The 23,411-nt window shown below is 69.6% G+C and carries 25 protein-coding genes; 8 read left to right on the top strand and 17 right to left on the bottom strand.

All coding sequences use genetic code 11. The features are described 5' to 3' along the window. Together AB0M95_RS38675 and AB0M95_RS38670 are read right to left on the bottom strand one after the other, a co-directional pair. Positions 1 to 1,019: hypothetical protein (locus AB0M95_RS38675; RefSeq protein ID WP_363776024.1), on the bottom strand; the 1,019-nt coding region annotated here is incomplete at its 3' end. A 20-nt stretch (positions 1,020 to 1,039) separates the two neighbouring features. Continuing rightward, entirely contained in the window at positions 1,040 to 2,785 is a 1,746-nt protein-coding gene (locus AB0M95_RS38670; protein ID WP_363776021.1) for a sigma-70 family RNA polymerase sigma factor, read from the bottom strand. A gap of 213 nt (positions 2,786 to 2,998) precedes the next feature. On the opposite strand from AB0M95_RS38670, the gene AB0M95_RS38665 reads away from it, so the two are divergent. Continuing rightward, positions 2,999 to 3,682 (top strand): hypothetical protein, encoded by a 684-nt coding sequence (locus tag AB0M95_RS38665; protein ID WP_363776018.1) that lies wholly within the window; start codon positions 2,999 to 3,001, stop codon positions 3,680 to 3,682. A 20-nt stretch (positions 3,683 to 3,702) separates the two neighbouring features. Here the strand turns inward: AB0M95_RS38665 and AB0M95_RS38660 are convergent, their stop codons facing one another. Then, positions 3,703 to 4,527, bottom strand: coding sequence for a hypothetical protein (locus tag AB0M95_RS38660; protein ID WP_363776015.1), 825 nt, complete (start codon positions 4,525 to 4,527; stop codon positions 3,703 to 3,705). Further along, positions 4,514 to 4,996 carry an RNA polymerase sigma factor gene (locus tag AB0M95_RS38655; RefSeq protein WP_363776012.1) on the bottom strand — a complete coding sequence of 161 codons (483 nt, stop codon included), beginning with the start codon at positions 4,994 to 4,996 and terminating at the stop codon, positions 4,514 to 4,516. The genes AB0M95_RS38660 and AB0M95_RS38655 overlap by 14 nt, the downstream gene beginning before the upstream one ends. A 272-nt stretch (positions 4,997 to 5,268) precedes the next feature. Here AB0M95_RS38655 and AB0M95_RS38650 point away from each other — a divergent pair, with 272 nt between their 5' ends. The 3 genes from AB0M95_RS38650 (at position 5,269) to AB0M95_RS38640 (ending at position 8,494) form a co-directional block, all read left to right on the top strand. Further along, complete coding sequence (locus AB0M95_RS38650) at positions 5,269 to 6,000, top strand: class I SAM-dependent methyltransferase (protein ID WP_358525591.1); 732 nt, start codon at positions 5,269 to 5,271, stop codon at positions 5,998 to 6,000. A gap of 348 nt (positions 6,001 to 6,348) precedes the next feature. Next, positions 6,349 to 7,068: a response regulator transcription factor gene (locus AB0M95_RS38645; RefSeq protein WP_358525593.1), complete on the top strand. Its 720-nt coding sequence runs from the start codon at positions 6,349 to 6,351 to the stop codon at positions 7,066 to 7,068. A gap of 70 nt (positions 7,069 to 7,138) precedes the next feature. After that, the gene (locus AB0M95_RS38640; protein WP_363776027.1) at positions 7,139 to 8,494 is read left to right on the top strand and encodes a HAMP domain-containing sensor histidine kinase; all 1,356 of its coding nucleotides are present in this window, start codon (positions 7,139 to 7,141) and stop codon (positions 8,492 to 8,494) included. 12 nt (positions 8,495 to 8,506) lie between these two features. On the opposite strand, the gene AB0M95_RS38635 is transcribed toward AB0M95_RS38640, so the two are convergent. From AB0M95_RS38635 to AB0M95_RS38615, 5 genes are all read right to left on the bottom strand, one after another. Continuing rightward, a complete protein-coding gene (locus AB0M95_RS38635; protein ID WP_363776009.1) occupies positions 8,507 to 9,478 on the bottom strand; it encodes an NAD(P)-dependent alcohol dehydrogenase in 972 nt (323 codons plus the stop codon). Next, complete coding sequence (locus AB0M95_RS38630; protein ID WP_363776006.1) at positions 9,475 to 9,708, bottom strand: helix-turn-helix transcriptional regulator; 234 nt, start codon at positions 9,706 to 9,708, stop codon at positions 9,475 to 9,477. Before AB0M95_RS38630 ends, AB0M95_RS38635 begins: the two co-directional genes overlap by 4 nt. Further along, positions 9,702 to 10,130, bottom strand: coding sequence for a hypothetical protein (locus AB0M95_RS38625; RefSeq protein WP_363776003.1), 429 nt, complete (start codon positions 10,128 to 10,130; stop codon positions 9,702 to 9,704). Before AB0M95_RS38625 ends, AB0M95_RS38630 begins: the two co-directional genes overlap by 7 nt. 557 nt (positions 10,131 to 10,687) lie before the next feature. After that, positions 10,688 to 11,920, bottom strand: coding sequence for a methyltransferase, FxLD system (fxlM, locus tag AB0M95_RS38620; RefSeq protein ID WP_363776000.1), 1,233 nt, complete (start codon positions 11,918 to 11,920; stop codon positions 10,688 to 10,690). Positions 11,921 to 12,554: 634 nt separating this feature from the next. Then, on the bottom strand, positions 12,555 to 13,055 hold the full coding sequence (locus AB0M95_RS38615) for a MarR family transcriptional regulator (protein WP_358525605.1): 501 nt from the start codon (positions 13,053 to 13,055) through the stop codon (positions 12,555 to 12,557). A 106-nt stretch (positions 13,056 to 13,161) separates the two neighbouring features. Here AB0M95_RS38615 and AB0M95_RS38610 point away from each other — a divergent pair, with 106 nt between their 5' ends. Then, on the top strand, positions 13,162 to 14,028 hold the full coding sequence (locus AB0M95_RS38610) for an LLM class flavin-dependent oxidoreductase (protein WP_363775996.1): 867 nt from the start codon (positions 13,162 to 13,164) through the stop codon (positions 14,026 to 14,028). A gap of 82 nt (positions 14,029 to 14,110) precedes the next feature. Here the strand turns inward: AB0M95_RS38610 and AB0M95_RS38605 are convergent, their stop codons facing one another. The 5 genes from AB0M95_RS38605 to AB0M95_RS38585 form a co-directional block, all read right to left on the bottom strand. Then, positions 14,111 to 15,256, bottom strand: a complete 1,146-nt coding sequence (locus tag AB0M95_RS38605) for an acetyl-CoA C-acetyltransferase (protein ID WP_363775993.1) — start codon at positions 15,254 to 15,256, stop codon at positions 14,111 to 14,113. A gap of 262 nt (positions 15,257 to 15,518) precedes the next feature. After that, positions 15,519 to 16,502: a class F sortase gene (locus tag AB0M95_RS38600; protein ID WP_363775990.1), complete on the bottom strand. Its 984-nt coding sequence runs from the start codon at positions 16,500 to 16,502 to the stop codon at positions 15,519 to 15,521. 12 nt (positions 16,503 to 16,514) lie between these two features. Continuing rightward, the gene (locus AB0M95_RS38595) at positions 16,515 to 17,048 is read right to left on the bottom strand and encodes a hypothetical protein (RefSeq protein WP_363775987.1); all 534 of its coding nucleotides are present in this window, start codon (positions 17,046 to 17,048) and stop codon (positions 16,515 to 16,517) included. A 1,115-nt stretch (positions 17,049 to 18,163) separates the two neighbouring features. Then, positions 18,164 to 18,481 (bottom strand): DUF397 domain-containing protein, encoded by a 318-nt coding sequence (locus AB0M95_RS38590; protein WP_358525615.1) that lies wholly within the window; start codon positions 18,479 to 18,481, stop codon positions 18,164 to 18,166. Continuing rightward, on the bottom strand, positions 18,472 to 19,254 hold the full coding sequence (locus tag AB0M95_RS38585; protein WP_358525617.1) for a helix-turn-helix transcriptional regulator: 783 nt from the start codon (positions 19,252 to 19,254) through the stop codon (positions 18,472 to 18,474). The genes AB0M95_RS38590 and AB0M95_RS38585 overlap by 10 nt, the downstream gene beginning before the upstream one ends. Positions 19,255 to 19,408: 154 nt before the next feature. Here AB0M95_RS38585 and AB0M95_RS38580 point away from each other — a divergent pair, with 154 nt between their 5' ends. Together AB0M95_RS38580 and AB0M95_RS38575 are read left to right on the top strand one after the other, a co-directional pair. After that, complete coding sequence (locus AB0M95_RS38580) at positions 19,409 to 19,885, top strand: ATP-binding protein (protein ID WP_363775984.1); 477 nt, start codon at positions 19,409 to 19,411, stop codon at positions 19,883 to 19,885. Between the two features lie 126 nt (positions 19,886 to 20,011). After that, positions 20,012 to 20,698: a class I SAM-dependent methyltransferase gene (locus AB0M95_RS38575; protein ID WP_363775981.1), complete on the top strand. Its 687-nt coding sequence runs from the start codon at positions 20,012 to 20,014 to the stop codon at positions 20,696 to 20,698. Positions 20,699 to 21,015: 317 nt separating this feature from the next. Here the strand turns inward: AB0M95_RS38575 and AB0M95_RS38570 are convergent, their stop codons facing one another. Continuing rightward, positions 21,016 to 21,162, bottom strand: a complete 147-nt coding sequence (locus tag AB0M95_RS38570) for a hypothetical protein (RefSeq protein ID WP_363775978.1) — start codon at positions 21,160 to 21,162, stop codon at positions 21,016 to 21,018. 107 nt (positions 21,163 to 21,269) lie between these two features. Here AB0M95_RS38570 and AB0M95_RS38565 point away from each other — a divergent pair, with 107 nt between their 5' ends. Beyond that, the gene (locus AB0M95_RS38565; protein WP_363775975.1) at positions 21,270 to 22,415 is read left to right on the top strand and encodes an acyl-CoA dehydrogenase family protein; all 1,146 of its coding nucleotides are present in this window, start codon (positions 21,270 to 21,272) and stop codon (positions 22,413 to 22,415) included. Between the two features lie 143 nt (positions 22,416 to 22,558). Here the strand turns inward: AB0M95_RS38565 and AB0M95_RS38560 are convergent, their stop codons facing one another. Then, a complete protein-coding gene (locus AB0M95_RS38560) occupies positions 22,559 to 23,164 on the bottom strand; it encodes a hypothetical protein (protein ID WP_363775972.1) in 606 nt (201 codons plus the stop codon). Next, the coding region (locus AB0M95_RS38555) for a hypothetical protein (RefSeq protein WP_363775969.1) at positions 23,161 to 23,411 on the bottom strand (251 nt) is incomplete at its 5' end. The genes AB0M95_RS38555 and AB0M95_RS38560, both read right to left, overlap by 4 nt.

The following is a 23,411-nucleotide window of genomic DNA, read 5'->3' as shown; positions in this document are numbered from 1 at the left end:
GCGAACTTCACGCCCACGACGCCGGGCCTGCTCGCCTGCGCGGCCAGGGTGGCGACCGCGGCGTCGAACTGGTCCTTGCCCGCGGTCCAGGCCGGGGCCAGCTCGCTCTCGATCCACACGCGCATGCCCAGCTTGACGGCCGCGGCGGCTGCCTGGCCGGTCGCGTCGTCCGGAGGCGTCAGCACCTGCCTGTTCGGGGTGGTCTGCTGCTGCCTCGGGGCCGCCGAGGCGGTCGGCTCGGGGTCGGCGGGCGTGGTCGGCTGCGTCCGCTCGGGCTGCCCCTGCGGCTCGGTCTGCTGCCGGGTCTGCTGCTGGTCGACCTGCTGGTTGTCGACCTGCTGGTCCTGGGGGGCCTGCTGGTCCTGCTGGTCGACCTGGACGTCCGGCCGGCCGGCGTCCGGCGTGGCGAACTGGGGGTTGCCGTCCGGCTGCGCCGAGGGATCGGCGCTCGGCGCCGCGTTGGGGTCGAGCGGTCCCGCGCTCGGGTCGACGCCGGTCTGCGCCGGGCCGGACGCGTTCGGCGCGGGGGTGCCGTTCGCCTCTCCCGACGAGGTGGAGCCGTTGCCGCGGGTGCAGTCGAACTCACCGCCCAGGCAGGCCTTGGCGGGCGGGTTCGTGGGCCTGCCCTCGGTGTCCTTGCACAGGTACTTGCCGGCGCTCTGGTCGTACTTGCACAGCACCTGGTCCTTGTCGGCGCAGCCCTGCATGCCGGGGCCCTTGTTGTTCTTGTCCTTGCAGAACAGGACGGGGCCCGGGTACGGGACGGCCTCCTTGAGCCGCTGGCCGTCGTTGAAGTTCCAGTAGTTCAGGACCCTCAGCGCGTCGGTGGGCGTCTCGGCCATCCACGAGCAGTACATGAACTCGGGGGTCCCGCTGCCGAGGATGTCGTCGCACTGGTTGTTCACGCCCTGGGGCTGGGCGGGATCGGCCAGGGCCATGCCCGTGGGGATGCCTATGGTCAGCGTGAACAGCACCGCTATGAGCGCGATGATCCATTCGCGTCTGCGAAGTCGGGGCATTCGCGGTCTCTCCTCGTTAGCTAGCGCACTACGACGCAGGGCTTCACGTACGTGATCTTCACCCCGACGCTGCCGGAGCCTTTGGTGCCTTTGTTGTCTCCGGACCACGAGATCGACAGCGTGGTGGTCTGTTCTCTGCCGCAGGTGTCCGGGTCGTTCGGCGCGGCGATGGTGAACTGGAGGGTGTCGCTCTGGCCGTCGGAGATCGTGCCGCTCGACTGCGCCATGCTGAGGTTCTGACCACTCGCCTGCCAGGAGATGGCCCCGTGCTGCGAACGCATGGTGACCGACCCTCCCCGGTCGGTGCTCACGTTGAGCGAGGTCGTCGACGCCGCGACGGACGGCGGGGGCGGAGGAGGCGGCGGCGGGGGCGGAGGAGCGGTGGTCTGCCTCGTCTGCGGCTGCGAGCTCTGCTTCGGGGCCGACGTCGGCTTCTCGGTCGGCTTGGAGGTCTGCTTCGGCGGAGGCGGCGGGTCGTTGGGCGCGTCGTTCCCGGCGGGCGGGTCGGACTGCCGGGGCTTGGCCGTGGGGCTCGCCGACCGGTGGGAGCGACTCGACGGGGGCGACGCCATCGGCACCGAGGACGTCGGCTGCGCCACGCCGGGTTGGCGGGCGACGCCGGAGGCGGACGGCAGAGCGCTCCTGTGGACGGGCCCGATGGTGCCGCCCGGAGGCGGGGGCGGCGGCGAGTCGACCAGAGGGGGTAACGACTCGCCGGGCTGGACGACGATCGTGTCGCCCGCGGCCTTGACGTCGACCGTCGGTGCGCCGCCGCTGGGGGCGAACACCATCGACCAGATGGCGCCCGCCGAGGCGACCGATACCAGGGTCACGAGGGACACGCGACCCCAGCGGATGCGGCTCTCGGGGTCGTCGGCGTCCGGGTCGGGTTCCCAGAACTCGGGGGCGGCGGGCTTGGCGCCGTCGGTCCGCTCGGGCGTGAAGCCCTCCTCGACCGTCAGGGGGGCCTCGGGTGGGGGCGGGTCCTCCAGGGCGTCCGGCTGGACCGGGAAGCCGTCGGGGTGCCAGCTCTCGGTGCGGGTCTCGGCGGCGGTGAAGGACGTGTCGGCGCCGGAGAACAGCCGCTCGTACGGCGCCGGGCTCGCCAGGATGGGCATGCGCGTCATGAGCGCCGTGATCGTGACCCCGGACTTCGCGCCGTCGCACTCCTTGCAGGAGCGGACGTGCCGGGTGATGTGGGCGCGCAGCAGGCGCGTCGGCGACTCGGCCCACGACTTCACCAGGCCCGGCAGCACGGAGCAGCGCGGGGTGGCGCCGCGCGCGTCCATGACGGCGGCCAGCCACTGCTCGGCGTGCTTCCTACCCAGGCGGGCCGCGGACTCGACCGCGTCGACCGAGATGTCCAGGACTCTGGCGACCTCGTCGGACTTGAGCCCGTGGCGCAGCGTCAGGTCGAGGATCTCGCGTTCGCGGGGTTCGAGGCAGGCGAGCACCTCGACCCCGAGCTCGGGCGATCCCCCGCGGCCCTGACGGGCGTACGAGCCGGTGTGGGCCACGCCGGCGAGCCTCGATTGGCACTCCGCCCTGGCCAGGGCGTACATCCAGGCGCGCAGGCGGGTGGCGTCGTACAGCCGGTCGGTGTGGGCGACGGCCCCGTGAAGGGCTCCCACGGTCGCCGAAAGAGCGTCGTCGTCATCCAGCAGGGACTGGCAGTAGTCGTAGAGATGATCTCCGTATTCACGGCAGAGCCGCTCCAGGGCGGCGGGATCATCCCTCCTCGGCACGGGACTCAGCTCTCCTGACATAGTTGCAAATGATAAATCTGGCGCTAGCAAAGCAGTCAGAAATATACGGGAGGACGCGCCAGCTTCTCATATCACTTTTGTTACATAACAAACTTCTATACTCTGTTGACCGCCCCGCGGTCTTAACCCCCACATGAATGCTCATGTAGCGACCAATGACCGCCCCCCCGCACCAGCGACGACGTCCATCCCCGCCCCGGAGACGAGAGCACCGTGCCTGACAACTGGGACGAGCCACCGCGGCGTCGTCCGCCGTACGCCAAAGATTCAGCGGGCGGACGTTCGGGAGACGACCGGTGGCGCACCTGGGACACCTCGCTCGATATGGACGACGACGAGGAGGACGAGGAGCCCGTCTGGAGGCGTCTGGGTCAGGACCGGCGCCGCGGCGGCATCGTCATCGGCCTGGTCCTGTTGCTGGCGGCCGGCGCGGGCATCTGGTTCGCGTGGCCGGACTCCTCCGGCGGCCCGAACACCCCCGCCGCGGTACGGTCCTCGGACGGCTTCGCGGGCGGCACGGGCGCCCCGGACGACACCGGCGACGTGCCCGGCGCCCCGAGCGCGTCCCCGACGCGGGTCTCCCTGGGTGTGGAGTCACCGCCACCCCCGCCCGGCGCGGTCGTCACGCCGAAACCTCCCCGCGAGACCCCGGCCCCTCGGCGCACGGCCCTGCCACCGCCGCCGCCCGCGGCGTCCTCCGCGCCGCCCCCTCGCACCACGAGCGCCCCGCGGACGCCGAAGCCCACGAAGAAACCGGCCCCCGAGCCGACGGTCAAGCGTCCCCCGCAGTCCGGCCCGACCGCGCCTCCGCCGCCCCCGATCTCGAGCCGCCCGCCTCGCGGTACCCAACCCCCGCAGACCGGCCCCACCGAACCTCCGCCGCCCCCGGGCCGGTAGAAACCCAGGAGCCCCGGGCGTCAGCGGACGGATTCGGCGAGTCTCCGGGCTTCGGCGACGTCCGCGGCGCCTTCCAGGCGGTAGCCCGTCAGGCCGCGTTGCCAGATCAGGGTGGGCTCGGCGCGGCGGGGCATCACACGTTCCCCGCCGTCCGAGGGCAGGTACGTCACCTGGTGGGGGCTGGAGATCCACCAGCCCTCGGACGTGCCGACCACGACCTGTTCCGGGAACGGGCCGCCGAGGTCCTTGCGCCAGGCGGGCCTGAGCAGGCCGTGGTAGGCGTCCAGCCGGAGCCCGGGCCAGAAGAGGGACACCACCCGGCCGCCGTCGCCGACCCGGACGTCGTCCGGCTCGCCCAGCGCCGTCGGCACCGAGAAGGGGAATTTCACCATCCGGTGGGCCTCGTCCAGGGTGACCCGCCGCTCGCCGGGCAGGGGGCTGGGCACGCCGCTGGGCAGCGGCCCCGGCTGCTCGCCGATGTGCACCTCGATGCCCGCGAAGCGCAGGATGTGCCCCACGGCGGCCTGCCCCTGCGGGGTGAGCCCGGCCAGGACGGCCACGACCACGGCCACGCCCGCGCCGACCCAGCGCCACCGGGGCCGCCGTCGCGATCTCCGGCCCGGCCCGGACGACCCCCGCCGCGTGTCACCGGGAAGCACGTCACCGGGCCGCGCGCCGTCTCGCCGGTCCGCGTCACCGGAAGGCTCCGCCACGCCGGACCCGCCTCTGAGGGCTTCCAGGCGGGCGCGGACGGTGTGGGCCACGTCGGACGGCTGCGGCTCGGGGACGGCGAGCGCCTCGCCGAGTGCGCGGAGTTCGGACTCCAGGTCGTCAGGAGAGTTCATGGCCCACCTCCTTCCGCAGCTTGCCGAGCCCCCGGAACGTCCGGGACTTGACCGTGCCGAGCGGCCACCCGAGGACCTCCGCCGTCTCGGCCTCCGACAGCTGTAGGAAATACCTGCAGACCACCGCCTGGCGTTCCCGTTCTGGCAGGGCCCGTACGGCGTCGAGCAGCCGGGTGCGCCGGTCGCCGGCGATGGCGACGCCCTCGGGGTCGTCGGGCGCGCGCGTCTCCGGCTCGACGCCGATCCTCAGGACGAGGTCGGCGCGGCGCCCCCGCGAGCGGGTCAGGTCGTGGGTCTCGTTGGCGACGATCCGCAGCAGCCACGGCTTGAACGCGGCGTCCCGCCGGAAGCCCGACAGGAACCGGAACGCCTTGACGAAGGCCTCCTGGACGGCGTCCTCGGCCTCGTCGCCGGCGCCGAGCAGCGCGGCGGTACGGTGGGCCACCGCACTGTAGCGCGTGACCAGCACCTCGTAGGCGGCGAGGTCCCCGGCCAGTGACCGGGTTATCGCCTCATCGTCGTCCGTCGGGGGGCTCCTCGGCTGATCGTTCCGCGAGAAAAGGTAGTTTCCTTCCCCCGCGCGCGCAAAGGATCGGCGTACTCCGTCGTGAACCGTTTCCGCCCGGGCTCCCGGGGAACGGGGAACCCTCGCGGAGCCGGGCCGCTAGACTCGGAGGCCATCCGTGACCGTGGTCCCCGCAGGGGCCGCGGTCTTCGAGTGAGCGAAGCTGGACGGGACGCATGTCTGGGTATGACCGCGTGGTACAACCGGCGGCCGGCGACGAGGCCTTGGAGAACCACCTCGGTGGCGACGAGGCCAAGAACTACCGGCGGTACGAGTTCGACATGGTCGCCCCGCACGTCGGCAGGTCCATGCTGGAGATCGGCTCGGGCCTCGGCCACTTCGCCGAGCAGTTCCTTCCGCGCCTGGACCGACTCGTGGTGAGCGACTTCGACCCCTACTGCGTCGAGCAGCTCGAGAAGCGGTTCGACGGGCGCGACGACATCGAGGTGCTGCGGTTCGGCCTGCCGACCGAGATCCCGCTGGCCAAGCCGGTGGACACGGTCGTGATGATGAACGTCCTCGAACACATCGAGGAGGACGCCGAGGCGCTGCGGTCGCTGGCGAAGGTGACCGAGCCGGGCGGGCGCATCATCATCTGGGTGCCCGGCTACATGCAGCTTTATGGGGACTTCGACCGCAAGGTGGGCCACGTCACCCGCTACACCCCCAAGACGCTGGGGCAAACGGTCGCCAAGGCCGGGCTGAAGGCCGAGGTCCTCAAGCCCATCAACTTCCTCGGCGGCATCGCCTGGTGGGCGGCCGTCCGCCGCGGCGGCGTCGGCTACCCGGACCCTCGGCTGGTCAAGATCTACGACCGCACGGTCGTCCCGACGACCCGCTTCATCGAGCGGTTCATCCGCCCGCCGTTCGGCCAGACCGTCTTCTGCGTGGCCCGCGTCCCGCGCTGACGAAGCCGCGCCCGGCCTCTCGGCGATATCACAGGGTTTCCTCGCGCTTCTCCTAGCCCGGTCCTGTGACCTGTCCGCATGAGAATGGCATCGAAGGTGCTCATCACCGGGGCCGCAGCGGGCGCGTCAGCGGTGGGGGCACTGGGCGGGGGCGCCGACGCCTCCACAGGCGTCCCGTACGAACCGCTCGCCGCCGACTCCCCGACGCCGCCGAGGCCGTCGCCCTCGTCGAGGGCCAGGACCAGCGTCCCGCCACAGACGAAGCCGCAGACGAAGCCGCAGACACGACGCCCGGACCGCGCAGGGAGTAGTGGCTCCCGAACGCCCCAAGGAGTGACCCGAGCCCGCATGAGCGACCAGTCGAGCAAACCCCGCGTCCTCGTCGTGGACGACGAGCGCAACATCCGTGACCTCGTGGGCATGGCACTGCGTTTCCACGGGTTCGAGGTGGTGAGCGCCTCGCGCGGGTACGAGGCGCTGGAGCTGGCGACGTCCGGCGCCCCCGATCTTCTGGTGCTGGACGTCATGCTGCCCGATCTGGATGGTTTCGAGCTGTGCCGGCGGCTGCGCGCGGGCGGGGACGACGTCCCGGTCATCTTCCTGACCGCGCGCGACACCCCCGCGGACACCGTGCACGGCCTGACGCTCGGCGGTGACGACTACGTCACCAAGCCGTTCTCGGTGGAGGCGCTGGTGGCGCGGGCGCGGGCCGTGCTGCGGCGCGGGCGACGCGCGTCCGAGGACCACGGGCTGTCCACGGCGGACCAGGCGGTGCTGACCGTGGCCGACCTGGAGTTGGACGAGGCGCGGTGGGAGGTACGGCGCGGCGGCACGCTCGTGGAGCTGTCGCCCACCGAGTTCCGGCTGCTGGCCTTCCTCATGCGCCACCCCGGTCAGGTGCTCACCAAAGCCCAGCTTCTGGAGCACGTGTGGGGCTTCGGCACCCAGTCCCAGGTGGTCGAGACCTATATCTCCTACCTGCGCCGCAAGCTGGATCCGCTGGGGCCGTCGCTGATCCACACCCAGCGCGGCGTCGGCTACGCGCTGCGCCCCGCGCAGGACGCCTGAGCCGCGCGCCCACGCACGTGTACGGTCAATTCACCTCGCAGTACCCGATACCAGGCACTATGGCATCGTGATGACGCTCAGAGGACGCCTCCTCGCCGGCCTGCTCTCGGTCACGCTCGTGGGCCTGGTCGTGCTGTCGGTCGTCAGCGTCCTCGTGCTGCGCGGCCACCTGATCGACCGTACGGACGCGTCGCTGGCCGCCGCCGCCAAACTGTCCGCCGACCGGCTCAACCGGGCGAGCGGGGTCGCGCTGGTCAACTCCAGCCCGACGTACGCGGTGGCCGTGCTGAACCTCACGACGAACCGCGGGCGGCTGGTGTCGGGCGACGACAAGGATGCCTCACAGGTCCCCGCGATGCTGGAGGCGCTCGGCGCGGCGAAGCTGCGCGCGCTGGCGGACACCGGCAAGCCCTTCGCGCTCAGCGAGCGCTTACGCGCGGCGGCGTCCCGCATGGCGGCCGGCAACCGGGTGGCCGTCTTCGCGGTCCCCCTGGACGAGGTCACGGACTCGATCAGCCAGCTCGTCGTGACCGAGTTGGCCACCGGGGCCGTGCTGATGGTGCTGCTCGCACTGCTCGGCAGGTCGCTGATCGGCAAGGGCCTCGCCCCGCTGTCGCGGATGGCGACGACCGCCCGGCTGGTGGCCGAGGGGGGCGACCTGTCGGCCCGCATGCCGGAGGGGAAGTCCGAGGCCGGGCACCTCGGTTCGGTCATCAACGTGATGCTCACCCGCATCCAGGACGCGTTCGCGGCCCGCTGGGCGTCGGAGGAACGGGTCCGCCGGTTCGCCGTCGACGCCTCCCACGAGCTGCGCAACCCGCTGACGACGATCTCCGGGTACGCGGAGCTCTACCGCCAGGGCGCGATCCCCGCAGGCGAGGTGCGGCAGGTCATGCGCCGGATCGAGGACGAGGCGACGCGCATGGCCCGCCTGGTCTCGGAGCTGCTGGAGCTGGCCCGGCTGGACAAGGGCGCGCCGCTCACCGTGGAGCCGGTCGATCTGACGGGCGTGGCGATGGACGTGGTTGACGATTTCACCGCTTTGAACCCCGAGCGTCCGGTGACGCTGTCGGCGCCGGACAAGCTGGTCGCGGTCGTGGACGAGGCCAGGATGCGGCAGGTGATGGTCAACCTGCTGGCCAACGTCCGCGTCCACACCCCGCCCGGCACGGCGGTGACCGTACGGCTGGAGCCGCCGGTGGTGCTGGAGGTGGGCGACGACGGGCCGGGCATGTCGCCCGAGAACGTCGCCCGCGCGTTCGACCGCTTCCACCACGCCTCGAACGGCGACGGGGATGGCACCGGCCTCGGCCTGGCGATCGTCCAGGCCATCGCGACCGCCCACGGCGGTCAGGCGACCCTGCGTTCCCTGCCCGGGCAGGGAACGGTCGTGCGGGTGGAGATCCCGGACCTCGCGGCCCGCTGACCCTTCCGGGTGTCACACGGTGACGACGAACTTGCCCCGGGCGCGGCCGGCCCGCAGGTGGCGGATGGCGTCGGGGGCCTCGTCCAGGGGGTACGTCCGGTCGACGACCGGGGTGACCTTCCCGGACTCGATGAGGCCCGTCAGGACCTGAAGATCCTCGGTGCTCTCGGACGACATCAGCGGGCGCAGGTCGTGCCGGACGAACGGCGACAGCGCGAGGACCTGGAGCTGCCGTTGGGTGCCGCCGAGCCAGCGCCCTCCCCCTTCGCCTCCGGCGATGACGAGCGTCCCCCGGGGCGTGAGCGCGCGCCGCAGGACCGCCAGCGAGCGCAGGCCCGCGATGTCGAGGATGAGATCGAAGCCGCGCGCCCGGGCGGCGAAGTCCTCGCGGGTGTAGTCGATGACGTCGTCGGCGCCGATCGACCGGACGAGGTCGACCTTCGCCGTGCCGCACACGCCGGTGACCCGCGCGCCGAAGGCCTTGGCGATCTGCACGGCGTACGTCCCGACGCCTCCCCCGGCACCCGTGATCAGCACGTTCTGCCCCGCCTTCACCCGCCCCGCGTCGCGAAGTCCCTTGAGGGCGGCGCAGGCGGACGAGGGCACGGCCGCCGCCTGCTCGAAGGTCAGGTTCGCCGGCTTCGGCGCGAGCCTGCCGGAACGGCTGAGTGCGTACTCGGCGAAGGAGCCGTCACAGGTGCCGTACACCTCGTCGCCCGGCCGCAGCCCGGTCACGTTCTTGCCGACCGCCTCCACGACGCCCGCGACGTCGCGCCCGCGGACGCGGAACTTGGGCCTGCGGACGCCATAGCCCGCCAGGCGAACCGGGTAGGGCAGGCCCGTCATCAGGTGCCACACCCCCTGGTCGACGCCCGCGGCCCGCACCTGGACGAGCACGTCGTCGTCCCCGGCCGTCGGCTTCTCGATGTCCTGCAATTTCAGGACGTCTTCGCTTCCGTACCTGTCCTGCATGATGGCCTTCACGGCCCCTCCCCTTCACTGTCCGGGTACTGGAACACCTCGTCGAGCGGCACCTTGAACACGCGGGCGATCTGGAACGCCACCTCCAGCGAGGGCGAGTAGCGGCCCTGCTCGATCGCGATCACGGTCTGGCGGGTCACGCCGATGCGGTCCGCCAGCTCGGCCTGCGTCATCTCGCTGTGCGCGAACCGCAGGGCCCTGATCGCGTTCGTGACCCTGGTCGGCTTCACCACGGCTGGAAGCCCCAGCGGTACGCGGCGACCTTGGCCACGGACCCGAGGACCGCCGACAGGACGAACGACAGATAGATCACGTTGGCGATCCAGAACCGGTCCCAGTCGGCCATCGCCATGAGCAGCGCCCCGAGTGCGCCGATGACGATGGCCGACTGGCCGATGTGCTCGCCGAACCGGTAGATCTCGCGGTCGCGCTGGTCCTTCTTCCCGGCGTCCCTCGGCGAGGCGGCCGCGGCGGCGATGCGCAGCACGATGTTCGCCAGGATGGCGCCCCCGATGCTCCACAGCATCGGCGCCATGTAGGGCACCTCGGCCAGCGGGGTATGACCCGCCCGTCCCAGGACGATCACGAGGTAGACCGCATAGGCGACTATCGCGACCAATCCCATGATCCACGCGCTCTTCTCTTCTGATGCCATACCTCGAATGTAAAGCAACACCGACACCGTGTCTAGTTTTCTTTACATCGCCAGCCGCAACAGAGCGGGACGGGGTCCGGTGGAGGCGTGGCCGACCCTTTGGCGGACGGCCTCGAAGGAGACGCCGGCGTTGATGAGCGCGGCCGAGTTGTTCGCGTGCAACGCACTTCACGAGAGAAGGAGAACGGCGTCCCATCGCGCGGGGATCGCTGAGGCCTCGGGTAGACCTGATGGCGTCGTAGAGCGCCCAGGAGGGTGCGGACGGGGCATGGCGGCGACGATCCTGGTGGGCGGAGGCCTTGGCGACGGCTTGGGCGGACAGCCAGCGAACAGCTTGTCGTACGGCGGGCCGCTGTGGTTCTGGGTCGTTGAGGTAGCCCTCGGCGAGGATGAGGGACGCAGCCATGCCGCCGGGTGTGGCGAACACTCCGGGATTGGCGCTGCGCGGGCCGTGGGTCGCGGCGGCCGTCCAATGGGCGTGGGCCGCGACTTCGAAGACGGGATCCACTCGGGCCAGGCGGGCGTGCAGGAGCGCCGTTTCCGGGAGCGCTCCCCGGTCAAGCGGGCTCGGTGATGACGAAGACCCTGCTGTGCCGCTTGTCCGCCGTGATCATCGCCCGGAGGCCGGCGCTGCCCTCGGGGTGGATCTCGACCCGTAGCCCGGCCCGTGCGTCGCCGACGTGGTCCCATGCCCGGATCCGGTCTGCTACCCGGGCGGCAAGCCGATCCCCGTCGGGCCCGTAGGCGCACGCTCCCAGCTCGACCATCTCCTGACCGCCTTCGCCCGGGGCGGGGCGCCGGATCAGGTAGGAGAACGTGTCGGGGGTGTAGCAGCCCATGCTGCCCCAGGAGTAGAGGGGTTCGACCAGGCCCGCCTCCCGCGCACGGCTGAGCACGATGATTCGGCAGACCTCCGCGGACGCGCCTGCCAGCCAGAAATCCAGGTGCACCAGCGGCTTCCACGGCACCACCGCCCCCGACCAGGCCAGGACCGGCGGCATCGCGAGCGCGGCCCCGAGCGCGGTCACATCGACCGGCCTGCCGTCATCGACGCGGATCCGCACCCCGCTTTCGGGGGGCAACTCCAGGTTCAGCTCCTCAACGGCATCCGGCCCCCGCATCGGCATGAACCCGCATTCCTCGATCGACACGCTTCGCCACACGTCGCCGTCGAGTTCCAACGCCACCGCGCGGGTCACACCGCGCATCCGTAGCGGGACGACCAGACGGCCGCCCGGCGCCAACTGCTCCCGCCACGACGGCGGCACGTCCCACGCCCCCGCGGTCACAATGATCCGGTCATAGGGCGCGTGCTCGGGGACTCCGTCGGTGCCGTCGCCGTGCACGACCCGGACATCTTCGTAACCCGCCACCGCCAGGCCGCGCCGGGCGCCGGCCACGATCTCCCCTCCGATGTCGACCGTGGTCACCCGGCCGGACGGACCGGTGAGCTCGGCCAGGCAGGCGGCGTTGTAGCCGGTCCCCGCGCCGATCTCCAGCACCCGATGCCCGGGCCGGACCTCCAGCTGCTCCAGCATCGCCGCGACCACACCGGGCCCGGACGCCGAGCTGATCGCGATGCCGTCCTCATCCCGAAACGTGACCACCGATTCCGGCCCGTAGGCCCGCTCCGGCGACACCTCGGGCACGAACAGATGTCTCGGCACGGCACGCATCGCGGCCTCCACCGACGCCGTCCGCACCCCTCCCCAACCACGCAGCGTGTCCACCATCGCCTCCCGCAGGCCGTCGGCGGAAGGAGGAATGCTCGGAGCCGTGTCGATTCCCATGCCGGCAGCGTATTGCTCCCGGACGCGGCCGGGCGGCACGCAGCCGCTCGGAGTACTGCTTGATACAGGACGGCTCGTCCACGCCCAGATGCTCGGCCACGTAGTTGACTCACCACCGAGGCAGACCGGGCCGGATCGGGCGCCCGATAAATCAGTTGCGACCGATCCGTCCGCCCTCGTACCGTCATGGCATGCGCATCTTCACTTACTGATGGCGGCGGCCGGTCCCCTAGACGACCGGTCCGCAGGCACTCGGCTTTCTGATCCCCGTCCGTCCAGACGCGGTGGCTGAGTCAGCTCCGAGCGGCGTGAACATCCCTGCCGCGTCGAGTCATCTGTAAGGAGACGCCCATGCGTGCCCGATCTTTCCCCCAGCCGGTATCCCAGCGCGGCGCCCAGCCGGGCCCTACTCCACAGCCCGGCCGGCGCCAGCCCCCGGCCCCGCGGCGCGTTCCGGTGCCGCGCGTGCCCGTACGGCGCGTGCCGCCCCGCCGCCAGCCGAAGGGTCGCTGACCGGCTCAGGACAGGACCACCCCACCCCCGGGGCGGCCCTGTGACGGCGGTGCCCCGCCCTCGCCCTCGAACGCGGCCCCCTATCCGCGGTCGGGCGAGGGCGGAGCGCCGCCCTTCTCGTTCATCGGGGTTCGTCCCGGTCCTCGGGTGAGGGCTCGCCGGCCCGGTCGGACAGGTGGGCGAGGACGGTCTCGGCGATCGCCGCGAACTGGTCGAGCTGCTCCGGGGTGAGCAGGTCGACGAAATGCCGTCGTACAGACTCGACGTGGTCGGGCGCGGCGTCCTCGATGGCCCGCACCCCGGCCTTGGTGAGGACGATCATGGCGCCGCGCGCGTCCGTGGCGCATTCCTCACGGGTGACCAGCCCGCGCTGCTCCATGCGGGCGATGTGCCGCGACAGGCGGCTCTTGGACCACAGCATCCGCTCGGCGAGCCGGCTCAGCCGCCAGCGCCGCCCCTCTTTGGACGACAGCGTGGACAGCACGTCGTAGTCGGGCGCGGACAGCTCGGAGTCGCGCAGCAGGTCGCGCGTGACCTCGGCGTCCAGCAGCAGGCGCATGCGACGGTAGCCCATCCAGGCCCGTTGCTCGGCGTCGGTCAGCCAGCGCGGCTCGGCGTCCATCCTCCCAGCATAGGGCTTTGGTTGACATGTAACCAATCGGCCGCCTAGCTTTTCGGTTACATGTAAACAAGCGCGGGGGTCTCCGCGCGGACCAGGACGGGAACCGATGAGCACACCACTGTTCGGGCTGAGCGTCAGCCCCTCGGCGGCCCCCGGAGCCGACCCGATCGGGGACGCCCGGCACGCCGAGGACCTCGGCTTCGACTTCGTGTCGACCTCCGACCACCCCTGCGGCACCGCCCCGACCCACGAGGTGTGGACCATGCTGACGTGGATCGCCGCGGCGACCTCCCGCGTCCGCGTCGCCACTCGCGTGCTCGGCGTCCCCTACCGGCCGCCCGCGATGATCGCCAAGATGGCCGAGACGCTGCACCGCCTCTCCGGCGGCCGGTTGATCCTCGGCCTCGGCGGCGGCTACTCCGACGAGGAGTTCCGCGCGTTCGGCCTCGGCGTGCCGTCCCCGCGCGAGAAGGTCGATGGCATGGTGGACGCGATCACCATCCTGCACGGCCTGTGGTCGCGCCCCGGCTTCACGTACGCGGGGCCGCGCTACCACGTCGAGGCCGCGGACCTGGAGCCCAAGCCGCGGACCCCGATCCCCATCTGGCTCGGCACGTACGGCCCCCGGGCCCTGGACGCGACGGGACGGCTCGCCGACGGCTGGATCCCCTCACTGGGCTTCGCCCCGCCCGAACAGGCCAAGGCCATGCGCGAGCGCATCGTGAGAGCCGCGGCCGGCGCCGGACGCGATCCGGCCGATGTCACCTGCGTCTACAACGTGTCGTTCCGGGTCGGCGGGCCCGCGAGCGACGATCCGGGCGTCGTCGCGGGCCCGGCCCAGGAGGTCGCCGAGCGCCTCGCCGGGACGGGCTTCACGTCGTTCAACTTCACGCCCACCGGCCCGGACCATCGGCGTCAGGCCGAGCTGCTGGCCGAGCAGGTCCTCCCCGCCCTGCGCACCGCGTCCCGGTGACGGACGCGCGGCCTTCGCGCCCCGGGACGACCTCAGCGTGCCCGTGGCCGCCGTGCACGAGAGACGGCCGCCCGCCGCCGGATCAGAGGCGTTCGATGATGGTGACGTTCGCCTGGCCGCCGCCCTCGCACATGGTCTGCAGCCCGTACCGGCCGCCGGTCCGCTCCAGCTCGTGCAGCAGCTTGGTCATCAGGATCGCGCCGGTGCCGCCGAGCGGATGGCCGAGCGCGATGGCGCCGCCGTTCGGGTTCGTCCTGGCCGGGTTGGCGCCGATCTCCTTGAGCCACGCCAGCGGGACCGGCGCGAACGCCTCGTTGATCTCGATGACGTCGATGTCGTCGATCGACAGCCCGGCCCGCTGCAACGCCCGCCGCGTGGCCGGGATCGGCGCGGTCAGCATGTAGACAGGGTCGTCGCCGGTGAGCGCGAGGGTGACGATGCGCGCCCGGGGCGTGAGCCCGTGGTCACGGACCGCCTGCTCCGAGGCGACCAGCACGGCGCCCGAGCCGTCGGAGATCTGCGAGGACGTGGCGGCGGTGATCACACCGCCCTCGCGCAGCGTCTTCAGCCCGGCCATCTTCTCCAGCGTGGTGTCCGCCCGAGGCCCCTCGTCGTCCTCGACCCCGTTGACCGGGACGATCTGCTCCTTGAAGTACCCGTTGGCGACCGCCTTGGCGGCCCGCTGGTGGCTCTCGTACGCGTACCGCTCAAGCTCGTCGCGTGTGAGGCCCCACTTCTCGCACATCAGCTCCGCGCCGCGGAACTGCGAGATCTCCTGCTTGCCGTAGCGCTCGACCCACATGTCCCCGAACGGGAACGGCATGCCCTTCTCCAGCGCGGCGGTGACGGTCGACCCCAGGGGGACGATGCTCATCGACTCGACGCCGGCGGCGACCACCAGGTCCTGCGTACCGGACAGGACGCCCTGGGCGGCGAAGTGGATCGACTGCTGGGACGAGCCGCACTGCCGGTCGATGGTGACGCCGGGCACGCTCTCCGGGAGTCCCGCCGAAAGCCACGCGTTGCGGGCGATGTCCATCGTCTGCGGGCCGAACTGCATGACACAGCCCATGATCACGTCGTCCACCGCGGCCGGGTCGATGCCGGTGCGCTCGACCAGGGCCTTCAGCGTCCGCGCGGCCAGGTCGGTGGGGTGAACGGTGGACAGGCCGCCCTTCTTCTTGCCTACCGGGGTACGGACCGCCCCGACGATGTACGCCTCTGCCACAGTGCCCTCCTGGGTTCCGTCCCACCTAGAAACCGAGCATTGTTCGGTACTTCCGAGCGTATAACAGAATAATCCTCCACGACCGGCCACGCCCTCCCGCTCACGCCCCTCGCGCCTGCTCACGCCCGCTCATACCGCCTCATGCCGCCGGGCCGGAGGATCAGGATGCGCGCGAGGGGGAAGGTAAGGACCTGCCAGAGCATCCAGGCCTTGAGCCCGACAACCGCGGCGATCGGGCTTAATGGGTTTGGGATGGTCGGCGTCAGCGCCCGGTCGCCGTGGACGAACCCAGCGAACGAGAGGACGTCGACGCGGACGCCTTCCTCGTGCTGGTCATCCGCGCGTACACGATCACGTTGTCCACGTAGTGGCCGGTCACGCGGTTGTACGTGCCGCCGCACGTGATCAGCCGCAGCTCCGCCGCGTCGGCGTTGCCGTACACCCGGTTCGTCGGGAACGTCTGCTTGTCCGCCTGCTCGATGCCACCGACGGTGAAGATGGCCACCGTCCCGTCCATCCGCGTGACCTCGATCGTGTCGCCGTACTGCATCTCGTGCAGACGGCTGAACACGGCCGTGCGCGAGGTGGTGTCCTTGTGGCCGAGCATCACCGCCGGCCCTGCCTGGCCCGGCGTCGGCCCGTACCGGTACCAGCCGACCAGGTTGGGGTTGTTGATGGGCGGAGTCTCGATCGCCCCTTGCTTGTCCGTCCCCACCGGCTTGATCGGCGCGTTGATGCCCAGCTTCTTGATGACCAGCCGCTTCGGGCTGGACGGCTGCATCGCCGGCGCGGGCGGCAGCGACGGCACGGGCGGCGGGGCCGAGGGCACGGCCTGCGTCAGCGGCTGGCCCAGACCGCCCGGACCGACCGACGGGGCCAGCTCGGCCGGCGGCTGGGCCTGCAACTTCAGCGGTGTACGGCTGTTGGCCAGCCCGTACTCGTCGGGCGCGTTGACCATGAACAGCAGCCCGACCACCACCGTCACCACGCCCGCCACGGCGGCGAGGATGAGCACGCCGCGCATGACCTGGCTGCGATCGCTCCGCTGCCCCTGCTGACCGTGGTGTCCCCACGGGTCCCCCGGCGCGGGCTGGCCGGGGTACTGGTAGTAGACCTGCGGCATGTACGCCGGGCCCTGCACAGGCTGTGGATATCCCGGTACGCCCTGGGCGCCCGCGTCGCCGGGGTAGGCGTGCGGGTACGCACCACTCTCGTCAGGAGTGGGGTATTCGGGAGGTGTCGTCACGCGGGACTCCGATCAGCCCCGGTTCGGACGCCGACGGCGGATCACCAGACCGCCCATCCCGGCCCCGACGACGAGCACCATACCGACGGCGACGAGCACCCGCCCATCCGGCCCCGCGTCCCCACCACCACCGGTCGCCGCACCACCGGCAGGCTTCTTGGTGACCTGGTCGGTCGGCTTCTTGGTGACGGTCTCGTAGACGGTGTGGGTCGGCTTCGGCGAGGTCGTCGTAGGCGTGGGAGTCGGCGTCGGCGTCGGCGTGTCCGAGGGAGTGGTCGACGGCGTGTTGGAAGCGGACGCGCTGGGAGAAGCCACGACCACGGTCAACGGAAGTGCCGTCGCGCTGGCGGGCGTGGCCGGTGTCGCCGGAGCACACGAGTAAGTGGCGCCAGTCGTGCCGACCTTCAAGTTGAACTTCCCTGGCTTGACGGTGAACGTCCCCACCGCCGTCGGCACCAACGTGGCGGTCATCGTCGGAAGCGGCATGGCCGAGCCGGCGGACACGGTAGCCAGGGGGGTGTAGGTCGTCGTCGGCTTCGGGGTCACCGTGGCAGCCCCAAGTGGAGGACCGCTGGCGACCAGCTCGCCATCGATGACGACCCCCTCATCGGTCGGAATCGCTGCCGGTGCCGTAAAGCTGGGAGTCGCCGTCGGAGTGGGCTGGGAGATGACCCACGTCAATGTCACCGTCGAACTGGGGGACGGAGTCGTCAGCGGGCCGTCCAGTGATACCTGGAAGTTGTAAGTGGCCGTGGCACCCGTGCCAGTAGTGCCCGTGCTGCAGGTGTACGTGACAGGACTGGGGCCGACAAAGGCGCTGAACGCAGGACCGGCGCCGAAGACGACCCCTGTACCTAGCACTCCGGCTATTGCTGCTCTGGTGGCGATGCGACGGCGTGCCTGCGACTTCAGCACGTATCTCTCCATTTCAGCGGCGTTGACCGGTTTGCTAGGCGTAACAGGATCCCAGTCTCAGGTCACAGTTCAATAGAGATCCTACGGAGGGTTCGTCCCGCCTCGCTGTGCTTTGACGGCTCTTCTCATGCTGTTCTCAGATAACCGCAGGTCACGAGGTCCCAGCACATCAACTTGAATTAGTAAGATCCGCCGACGCCTCAAGAACAATCACCGTGCGTGATCGACGATGTTACTCCTGTGACTCATGATGCCGGACCGGACATAATCGTTCCGTAAGAATCTTCGTCCCGCAATCGGGCGAACATCGTCTTCGCCCCGGGCAGACATGATGCGAAGACGAACCACCTTGGCGCTCCTGGCGGCTTCCGGGCCTGACGGCCGCCATGTTTCACCGCCCCGCCCGTGGCCGCCCAGGAACGCTCGACGGCCACCACCTACACCTACGCGAACCTCGGCCGACTGGGCATCCCACCCGCCGGGCAGGCGATCAGCAGCGCGTACGACGTCAACGCGCGGCGCCAAGTCAGCGACGAAACGACACAACGCCGCCACGCCTCAGAACAACACGACAGCGCCGCGCCACAGCAACGGCCTAACGCTGCCCACGGTCACGGAAGCCCGCCAGACCCGGGCAGCACGTCACCACGAGATAGACGTGGGCCGTAAGCCCTTGAGGAAGGGGCCTGCACTACGGAGCCAGCGGGTGGAGAGCCACGCCCGCCCGCTATGTCGCCCCTGACCTTCTACCTGCCGCCGAAGTCGTCGGCCTTGAGGCCGTGGACGAACGCGCCCCACTCGGCCCGGTCGAAGATCAGCTTCGGCCCGTCCGGGTTCTTGGAGTCGCGAACCGCCACACGATCGAGAGCCGAAACCTCGACGCAGTCGCCTCCGTTGTTACCACTGTGGCTGGACTTGTGCCACATCTCGGCGACCTCTACACAGTTTCCACCGTTGTTTCCACTGTGACTTGACCTACGCCACAGCTCCGCGATCTCCACGCAGTTACCACCGTTGCTGCCTGTGTAACTTGACTTACGCCACTGCGCCTTACTCAAGTCCATCGTTCCTCTGCTGTTCTCTTGATTAGCTCTACTGACATGCCTAGTGGCAGAGCATCTATGCGTATGGCCTCGAACAGTTCCAGAGCGGCTCTCACGTCATCTTGATCAGAAGTAGTCAGACCACGAATAGCCGTTTCTAGATACGCTACCTCGCCACCGCCGTCCATAGTGGCGATGACGAACCCCGCCAGAAGACCAGCGCGAACACAACCTTGGGGAACCACCTGCACGCTGACCTCCGGCCCTGCAATCTCCGCAAGATGTTCGAGCTGCTGACGCATGACATCCGCGCTACCGACCAGTCGATGGAGCACCAATTCATCGATGACCGCTCGGAGCCTAGGCGGTTTCGGGTCGCTACGCGTGAGAATCGCTTGACGCTCCAGGCGAGACACAACACTTTCCTCGCTGTCGCTGAGGAGCGCCCGAGCATAAGGCTCTGTCTGGAGCAGACCTGGGATAACCAGGGGCTCGTACGTCCGCAGAGTGACGGCGACCTGCTCCTTGTCCCTCCACTTGCCGAACCAGGCCGGGAGAGCCTGCGCGCGTCTCCAGTCGAGGAGGCGGTGGAGGGCTCCGCCGGTGCTGAGGGTGGTGTCGCAGGCCTGGGCGAACTCGGGGCTGGCCGGTAGCTGACCGGTCTCTATGCCGCTGATCAAGGATTCGCTGAAGTGGATCTTCTGGGCGAGCTGCGCCTGGGTGAGCCCGGCCACCTGCCGGTAGTGACGAAGCTCCCTGCCCCAGATGGCCTGAGGTGTGTACTTGTCCGCCATCGTGCCCCCGTTCGCCGGAGTTCAAGGAACCGATCCTGACGTTCAACGCTATGAACCAGTAATCGTTCACCTACGGAGAGTAGCCCCCGTCCGGCACTCTTGGCATGCGAATTCAACACAGCGAGTCAAGATCAGAGGAGCGATGACGACTCAGATGGCAGCGGCCGACCACCGCATCGGACAGGACGGCGACATAGCTCTCCTGGGGCAGAAGTGGATACCCGGAGACGAGAAATGCATCGCATCAGCCCGCCGCTTCGTCCGGGACGTCGCCCTCGACTGGAGCGCGGCCGACGACGTACCGGACGCCGCCGAACTGCTCACTTCAGAAGTCGTCACGAACGCGCTCGTCCACGGGGCACTGAATGTCCCCAGACGCGGCTCCGTGCGAATCTCCGTCGGCCGCGACGGGCCATTGATGACGGTGGACGTGTACGACTCCTGTATCGCCGTCCCGCACATGAGAACGGCCGGCTCGATGGAAACGTCCGGCAGAGGTCTCGCCATCGTGGAGACCCTGGCCTGCAAATGGGGCTGGAATCTGCACCGCCAGGGAAAATCGGTCTGGTTCCAACTCGCCGCGTGGCCTCCGACCAGCCGTCCGGCCGGGAACCTGAAACTCCTGGTGTAATGACGTCCAGGCGTACTCCGGCTTTCAATCCTTCATGCCGGCCGACCCGCCTCCGGCGGCCGTGAGTCGTCCCGCGACAAGACACGAATACGCCATTCCGGACTTCTCGTCATGCAGGATGTGGGCATGACCTCACAAAGGATGGCTCACGGGACCGGACCAGGATCGCTCACCCCCGACGGCTGCTCGGTCGACTACTACGCCACGCTGAAGCCCAGAGGCGAGCCGGAGCGCATCCACGCGGCGATCCCCGAAGGGGCATCCATCCTGGAACTCGGCGCGGGCGCGGGCCGGATCACCCACAGCCTCCTCGCTCTCGGGCACGAGGTGGTCGCCGTGGACGAATCGCCCGAGATGCTCGCGCACATCCAGGGTGCCGAGACGGTCCGCTCCCCCATCGAGTCCCTCGCGCTCGACCGGACGTTCGACGTCGTCCTGCTCATGTCCTTCGTGATTGAAACGGCCGACGACGAGCTGCGCCTGAGCCTCATGCACACCTGCCGGCGGCACGTCGCCCCCGACGGCTGCGTGATCTTCCAGCGCCAGCCGCCCGAGTGGTACGACACGGTCCAGGAGGCCGAGCGGGTCACCGATGAGGGCAACTACATCCGCATGACGAACATCAGCCGCCCAGGTCCCGGCCTGCTTCTCGCCACCACGGAGTACAACCTCGGCGACCGGAAGTGGACGCAGACCTTCCTCAGCAAGCGCCAGGACGACGACTATTTCGAGGCCCAGCTCAACGAGGCGGGCCTGACGATGGCCGGTTTCCTGGACGGCGACCGCGGCTGGGTCCGCACCGTCCCGCGGTGACTTCGTTCAATACGCGGCCCCGAGACGCGATCGTGATCAGCGACCATGTGGCGGAAGGTCGCGGTAGCCCTCCTAGCGGCCGGTCAGCCTCGGCTAGAGGCGGACAGGGTCGCGTACGCCGATCTTGGGGATCTTCGCCCTGGTAGGGGTGGATTGGCGGAGGGCTTGACCGTGACGGCGGCCGGCACGGGCGCAGTGACCGTGGGCGCGGCCACCGCCACCGCTGCTGCCGGAAATGCCATGGTTGCCAGGCATGCCATCGCCACCACAGTTACCGTCACTGCCACGGCTGCTGCCGCCTGACGGCGCCGGGGCGCTCACCCGAGGCTTCCCCGAGCGGCGGAACGCTGCGCGGCACGCCTGCGCCTCAGCATCAAGTCGCCGCCGAGACCACCCAGGGCCGCCGCGGTGCCGTACCCCATCAGCAGCGCCACGGTGGAGAAGTCCCATCTGGGGCGTCTCACCCGTGTGCGCGCCCCCTTCGGCGTCACCCGCACACCTGAGGAGGGCGGTGGTGTCCGCATCGTGAACAGAATTGTATTCTAGTGGGTGACCCCCTAGGAGGATGTGAATGCAGAGAGACCTCTTCGAGGAGGAGCATCTGCTCTTCCGTGACACCGTGCGCGAGTTCATGACGCGCGAGGTCGCACCCCACCACGAGCAGTGGGAGAAGGACGGCATCGTCCCGCGCGAGGTCTGGAAGAAAGCCGGAGAGCTCGGCATGTTCGGCTTCGCGGTGCCCGAGGAGTACGGCGGATCCGGCATCAGCGACTTCCGGTTCAACGCCATCATCGTCGAAGAGATCATCAGGTTCGGTGCGACGGGCCTCGGGTTCGGGCTGCACAACGACATCATGGCGCCCTACCTGGTCGACATGACCAACGACGAACAGAAGCAGCGCTGGCTGCCGGGCTTCGTGTCCGGTGAGCTGATCACGGCCATCGGGATGACGGAGCCGGGCGCGGGCAGCGACCTGCAGAGCATCCGCACGACGGCCCTCCGCGACGGCGACCACTACCTCGTCAACGGGCAGAAGACGTTCATCACCAACGGCATCAACGCCGACCTCGTCGTGGTCGTCGCCAAGACCGACCCGAACGAGGGGGCGCGCGGCACGACGCTGCTCATGGTCGAGCGTGGCATGGACGGGTTCATCCGGGGCCGCAACCTGGAGAAGATCGGCATGCACGCCCAGGACACGGCCGAGCTGTTCTTCGAGAACGTCCGCGTCCCGGTGGCCAACCGGCTGGGCGAGGAGGAAGGTCACGGCTTCTTCCAGCTCATGGCCAACCTGCCGCAGGAGCGGCTGTCCATCGCCGTGGCGGCCGTGGCGGCGGCCGAGTCGGTGCTTGAGACGACGATCGAGTACTGCAAGACGCGCCAGGCGTTCGGCCGGAACATCGGCAAGTTCCAGAACACGCGGTTCGTCGTCGCCGAGATGTCGACCGAGGTGGAGATCGCGCGGCACTACGTGGACAAGTGCATCCGCGCGCTGAACGCCAAGGAGTTGACGGTCGTGGACGCCGCCAAGGCGAAGTGGTGGACGACCGAACTGCAGAACAAGGTGATCGACCGCTGCCTGCAACTGCACGGCGGCTACGGCTACATGACCGAGTACCCGGTCGCGAAGGCCTGGATGGACGCCCGCGTCCAGACGATCTACGGCGGCACCACCGAGATCATGAAGGAGATCATCGGCCGCTCTTTCGGCTTCTGACCACCGGCACACACGGCTCGCACGCCCGCCGAGTGCAGCAGGCGTGCGCGCCGTCCCTCCCGAGCGCCTGCCTCCGGCCACAGGGAATTCCGCTTACGACCCCCGACGGATCGGCGTCCTCCCATGGATACGGACCTGGACGGTCATGAAACGTCCCTCGGCCGTCGTACCGGTCGCGCCCTGGAGAGCATGACCAGGAGTCCCACGAGGAAGACCGCGACGGCCACCACCGCGGCGGGAACGTGTTCCGACTCGAACAGAGGCCACGCCCAGGGCCAGGGATGGCCACCAGGCCGACGCCCGGCGGTCATGGTGCCGAACGCGAAGACGACCGGAAACAGAATCGCCGCGTGCCTTCCCACCAACTTCTGTCCCAGCATGGCCAGACCCATGTACCCGACGAGGTTCCTCGCGGCGGCGAAAGCATGCGCTTGCAGCCCAGAGACCCCCAGCAACGCGCCTATGACGAGCACTGACAGGGCCGCGACCGAAATCGCGATGGCGTTGTACCACTGCACCGGGCGAACGGCGGTGATCTCCAGTTCCCCCGGCACGTTGGTCATGAACGAGACGAGGCCGGCCACGCCGAGCAGAGGAAGGAGCACTCCTACGGGGACGTACGACTTGCCGCCCCCAAGAATGTTGAGCGCGGGGATCTGCATCCCTGACAGTACGGCCACGAGGGCGACGGTCAACATCATCACCCCCGTCACGGCTTTCGTTCTTCGCGCTTTGAGGAAGATGCTCACTTCACGTCCACCGGCTTGACGTCACACACGTCGAGGATCTTCATGTTCTCTCTGAACCATCGCAACTGCGCGGAAACCGGTCGTCGCATCACCTCTCGTGCTTTGGCGGTGATCTCAGGGCCCACTCTCGCCTCGATGAACTGAACCGACTGCGGCGGTCTCAAGCGGTGGAAGCAAGTTCGGAGAGCATCTCGACGAACACTTCGGCTGGCGTTCTGTACCCAAGTATACGCCGCGGACGCGTATT

The organism is Sphaerisporangium sp. NPDC051017 (assembly GCF_040683095.1).
GTDB lineage: Bacteria > Actinomycetota > Actinomycetes > Streptosporangiales > Streptosporangiaceae > Sphaerisporangium.
This window is presented reverse-complemented; position numbering and strand designations above follow the sequence as displayed.

Excerpts from the sequence above, each read along its gene's own strand:
- AB0M95_RS38610 (WP_363775996.1), top strand. The coding sequence starts at position 13,162 with ATGAGCACACCACTGTTCGGGCTGAGCGTCAGCCCCTCGGCGGCCCCC.
- AB0M95_RS38615 (WP_358525605.1), bottom strand. The coding sequence starts at position 13,055 with ATGGACGCCGAGCCGCGCTGGCTGACCGACGCCGAGCAACGGGCCTGG.
- AB0M95_RS38590 (WP_358525615.1), bottom strand. The coding sequence starts at position 18,481 with ATGGACTTGAGTAAGGCGCAGTGGCGTAAGTCAAGTTACACAGGCAGC.
- AB0M95_RS38585 (WP_358525617.1), bottom strand. The coding sequence starts at position 19,254 with ATGGCGGACAAGTACACACCTCAGGCCATCTGGGGCAGGGAGCTTCGT.
- AB0M95_RS38650 (WP_358525591.1), top strand. The coding sequence starts at position 5,269 with ATGTCTGGGTATGACCGCGTGGTACAACCGGCGGCCGGCGACGAGGCC.
- AB0M95_RS38645 (WP_358525593.1), top strand. The coding sequence starts at position 6,349 with ATGAGCGACCAGTCGAGCAAACCCCGCGTCCTCGTCGTGGACGACGAG.
- AB0M95_RS38575 (WP_363775981.1), top strand. The coding sequence starts at position 20,012 with ATGACCTCACAAAGGATGGCTCACGGGACCGGACCAGGATCGCTCACC.
- AB0M95_RS38580 (WP_363775984.1), top strand. The coding sequence starts at position 19,409 with ATGGCAGCGGCCGACCACCGCATCGGACAGGACGGCGACATAGCTCTC.
- AB0M95_RS38565 (WP_363775975.1), top strand. The coding sequence starts at position 21,270 with ATGCAGAGAGACCTCTTCGAGGAGGAGCATCTGCTCTTCCGTGACACC.
- AB0M95_RS38625 (WP_363776003.1), bottom strand. The coding sequence starts at position 10,130 with ATGGCATCAGAAGAGAAGAGCGCGTGGATCATGGGATTGGTCGCGATA.
- AB0M95_RS38660 (WP_363776015.1), bottom strand. The coding sequence starts at position 4,527 with ATGAACTCTCCTGACGACCTGGAGTCCGAACTCCGCGCACTCGGCGAG.
- fxlM (WP_363776000.1), bottom strand. The coding sequence starts at position 11,920 with ATGGGAATCGACACGGCTCCGAGCATTCCTCCTTCCGCCGACGGCCTG.
- AB0M95_RS38670 (WP_363776021.1), bottom strand. The coding sequence starts at position 2,785 with ATGTCAGGAGAGCTGAGTCCCGTGCCGAGGAGGGATGATCCCGCCGCC.
- AB0M95_RS38640 (WP_363776027.1), top strand. The coding sequence starts at position 7,139 with ATGACGCTCAGAGGACGCCTCCTCGCCGGCCTGCTCTCGGTCACGCTC.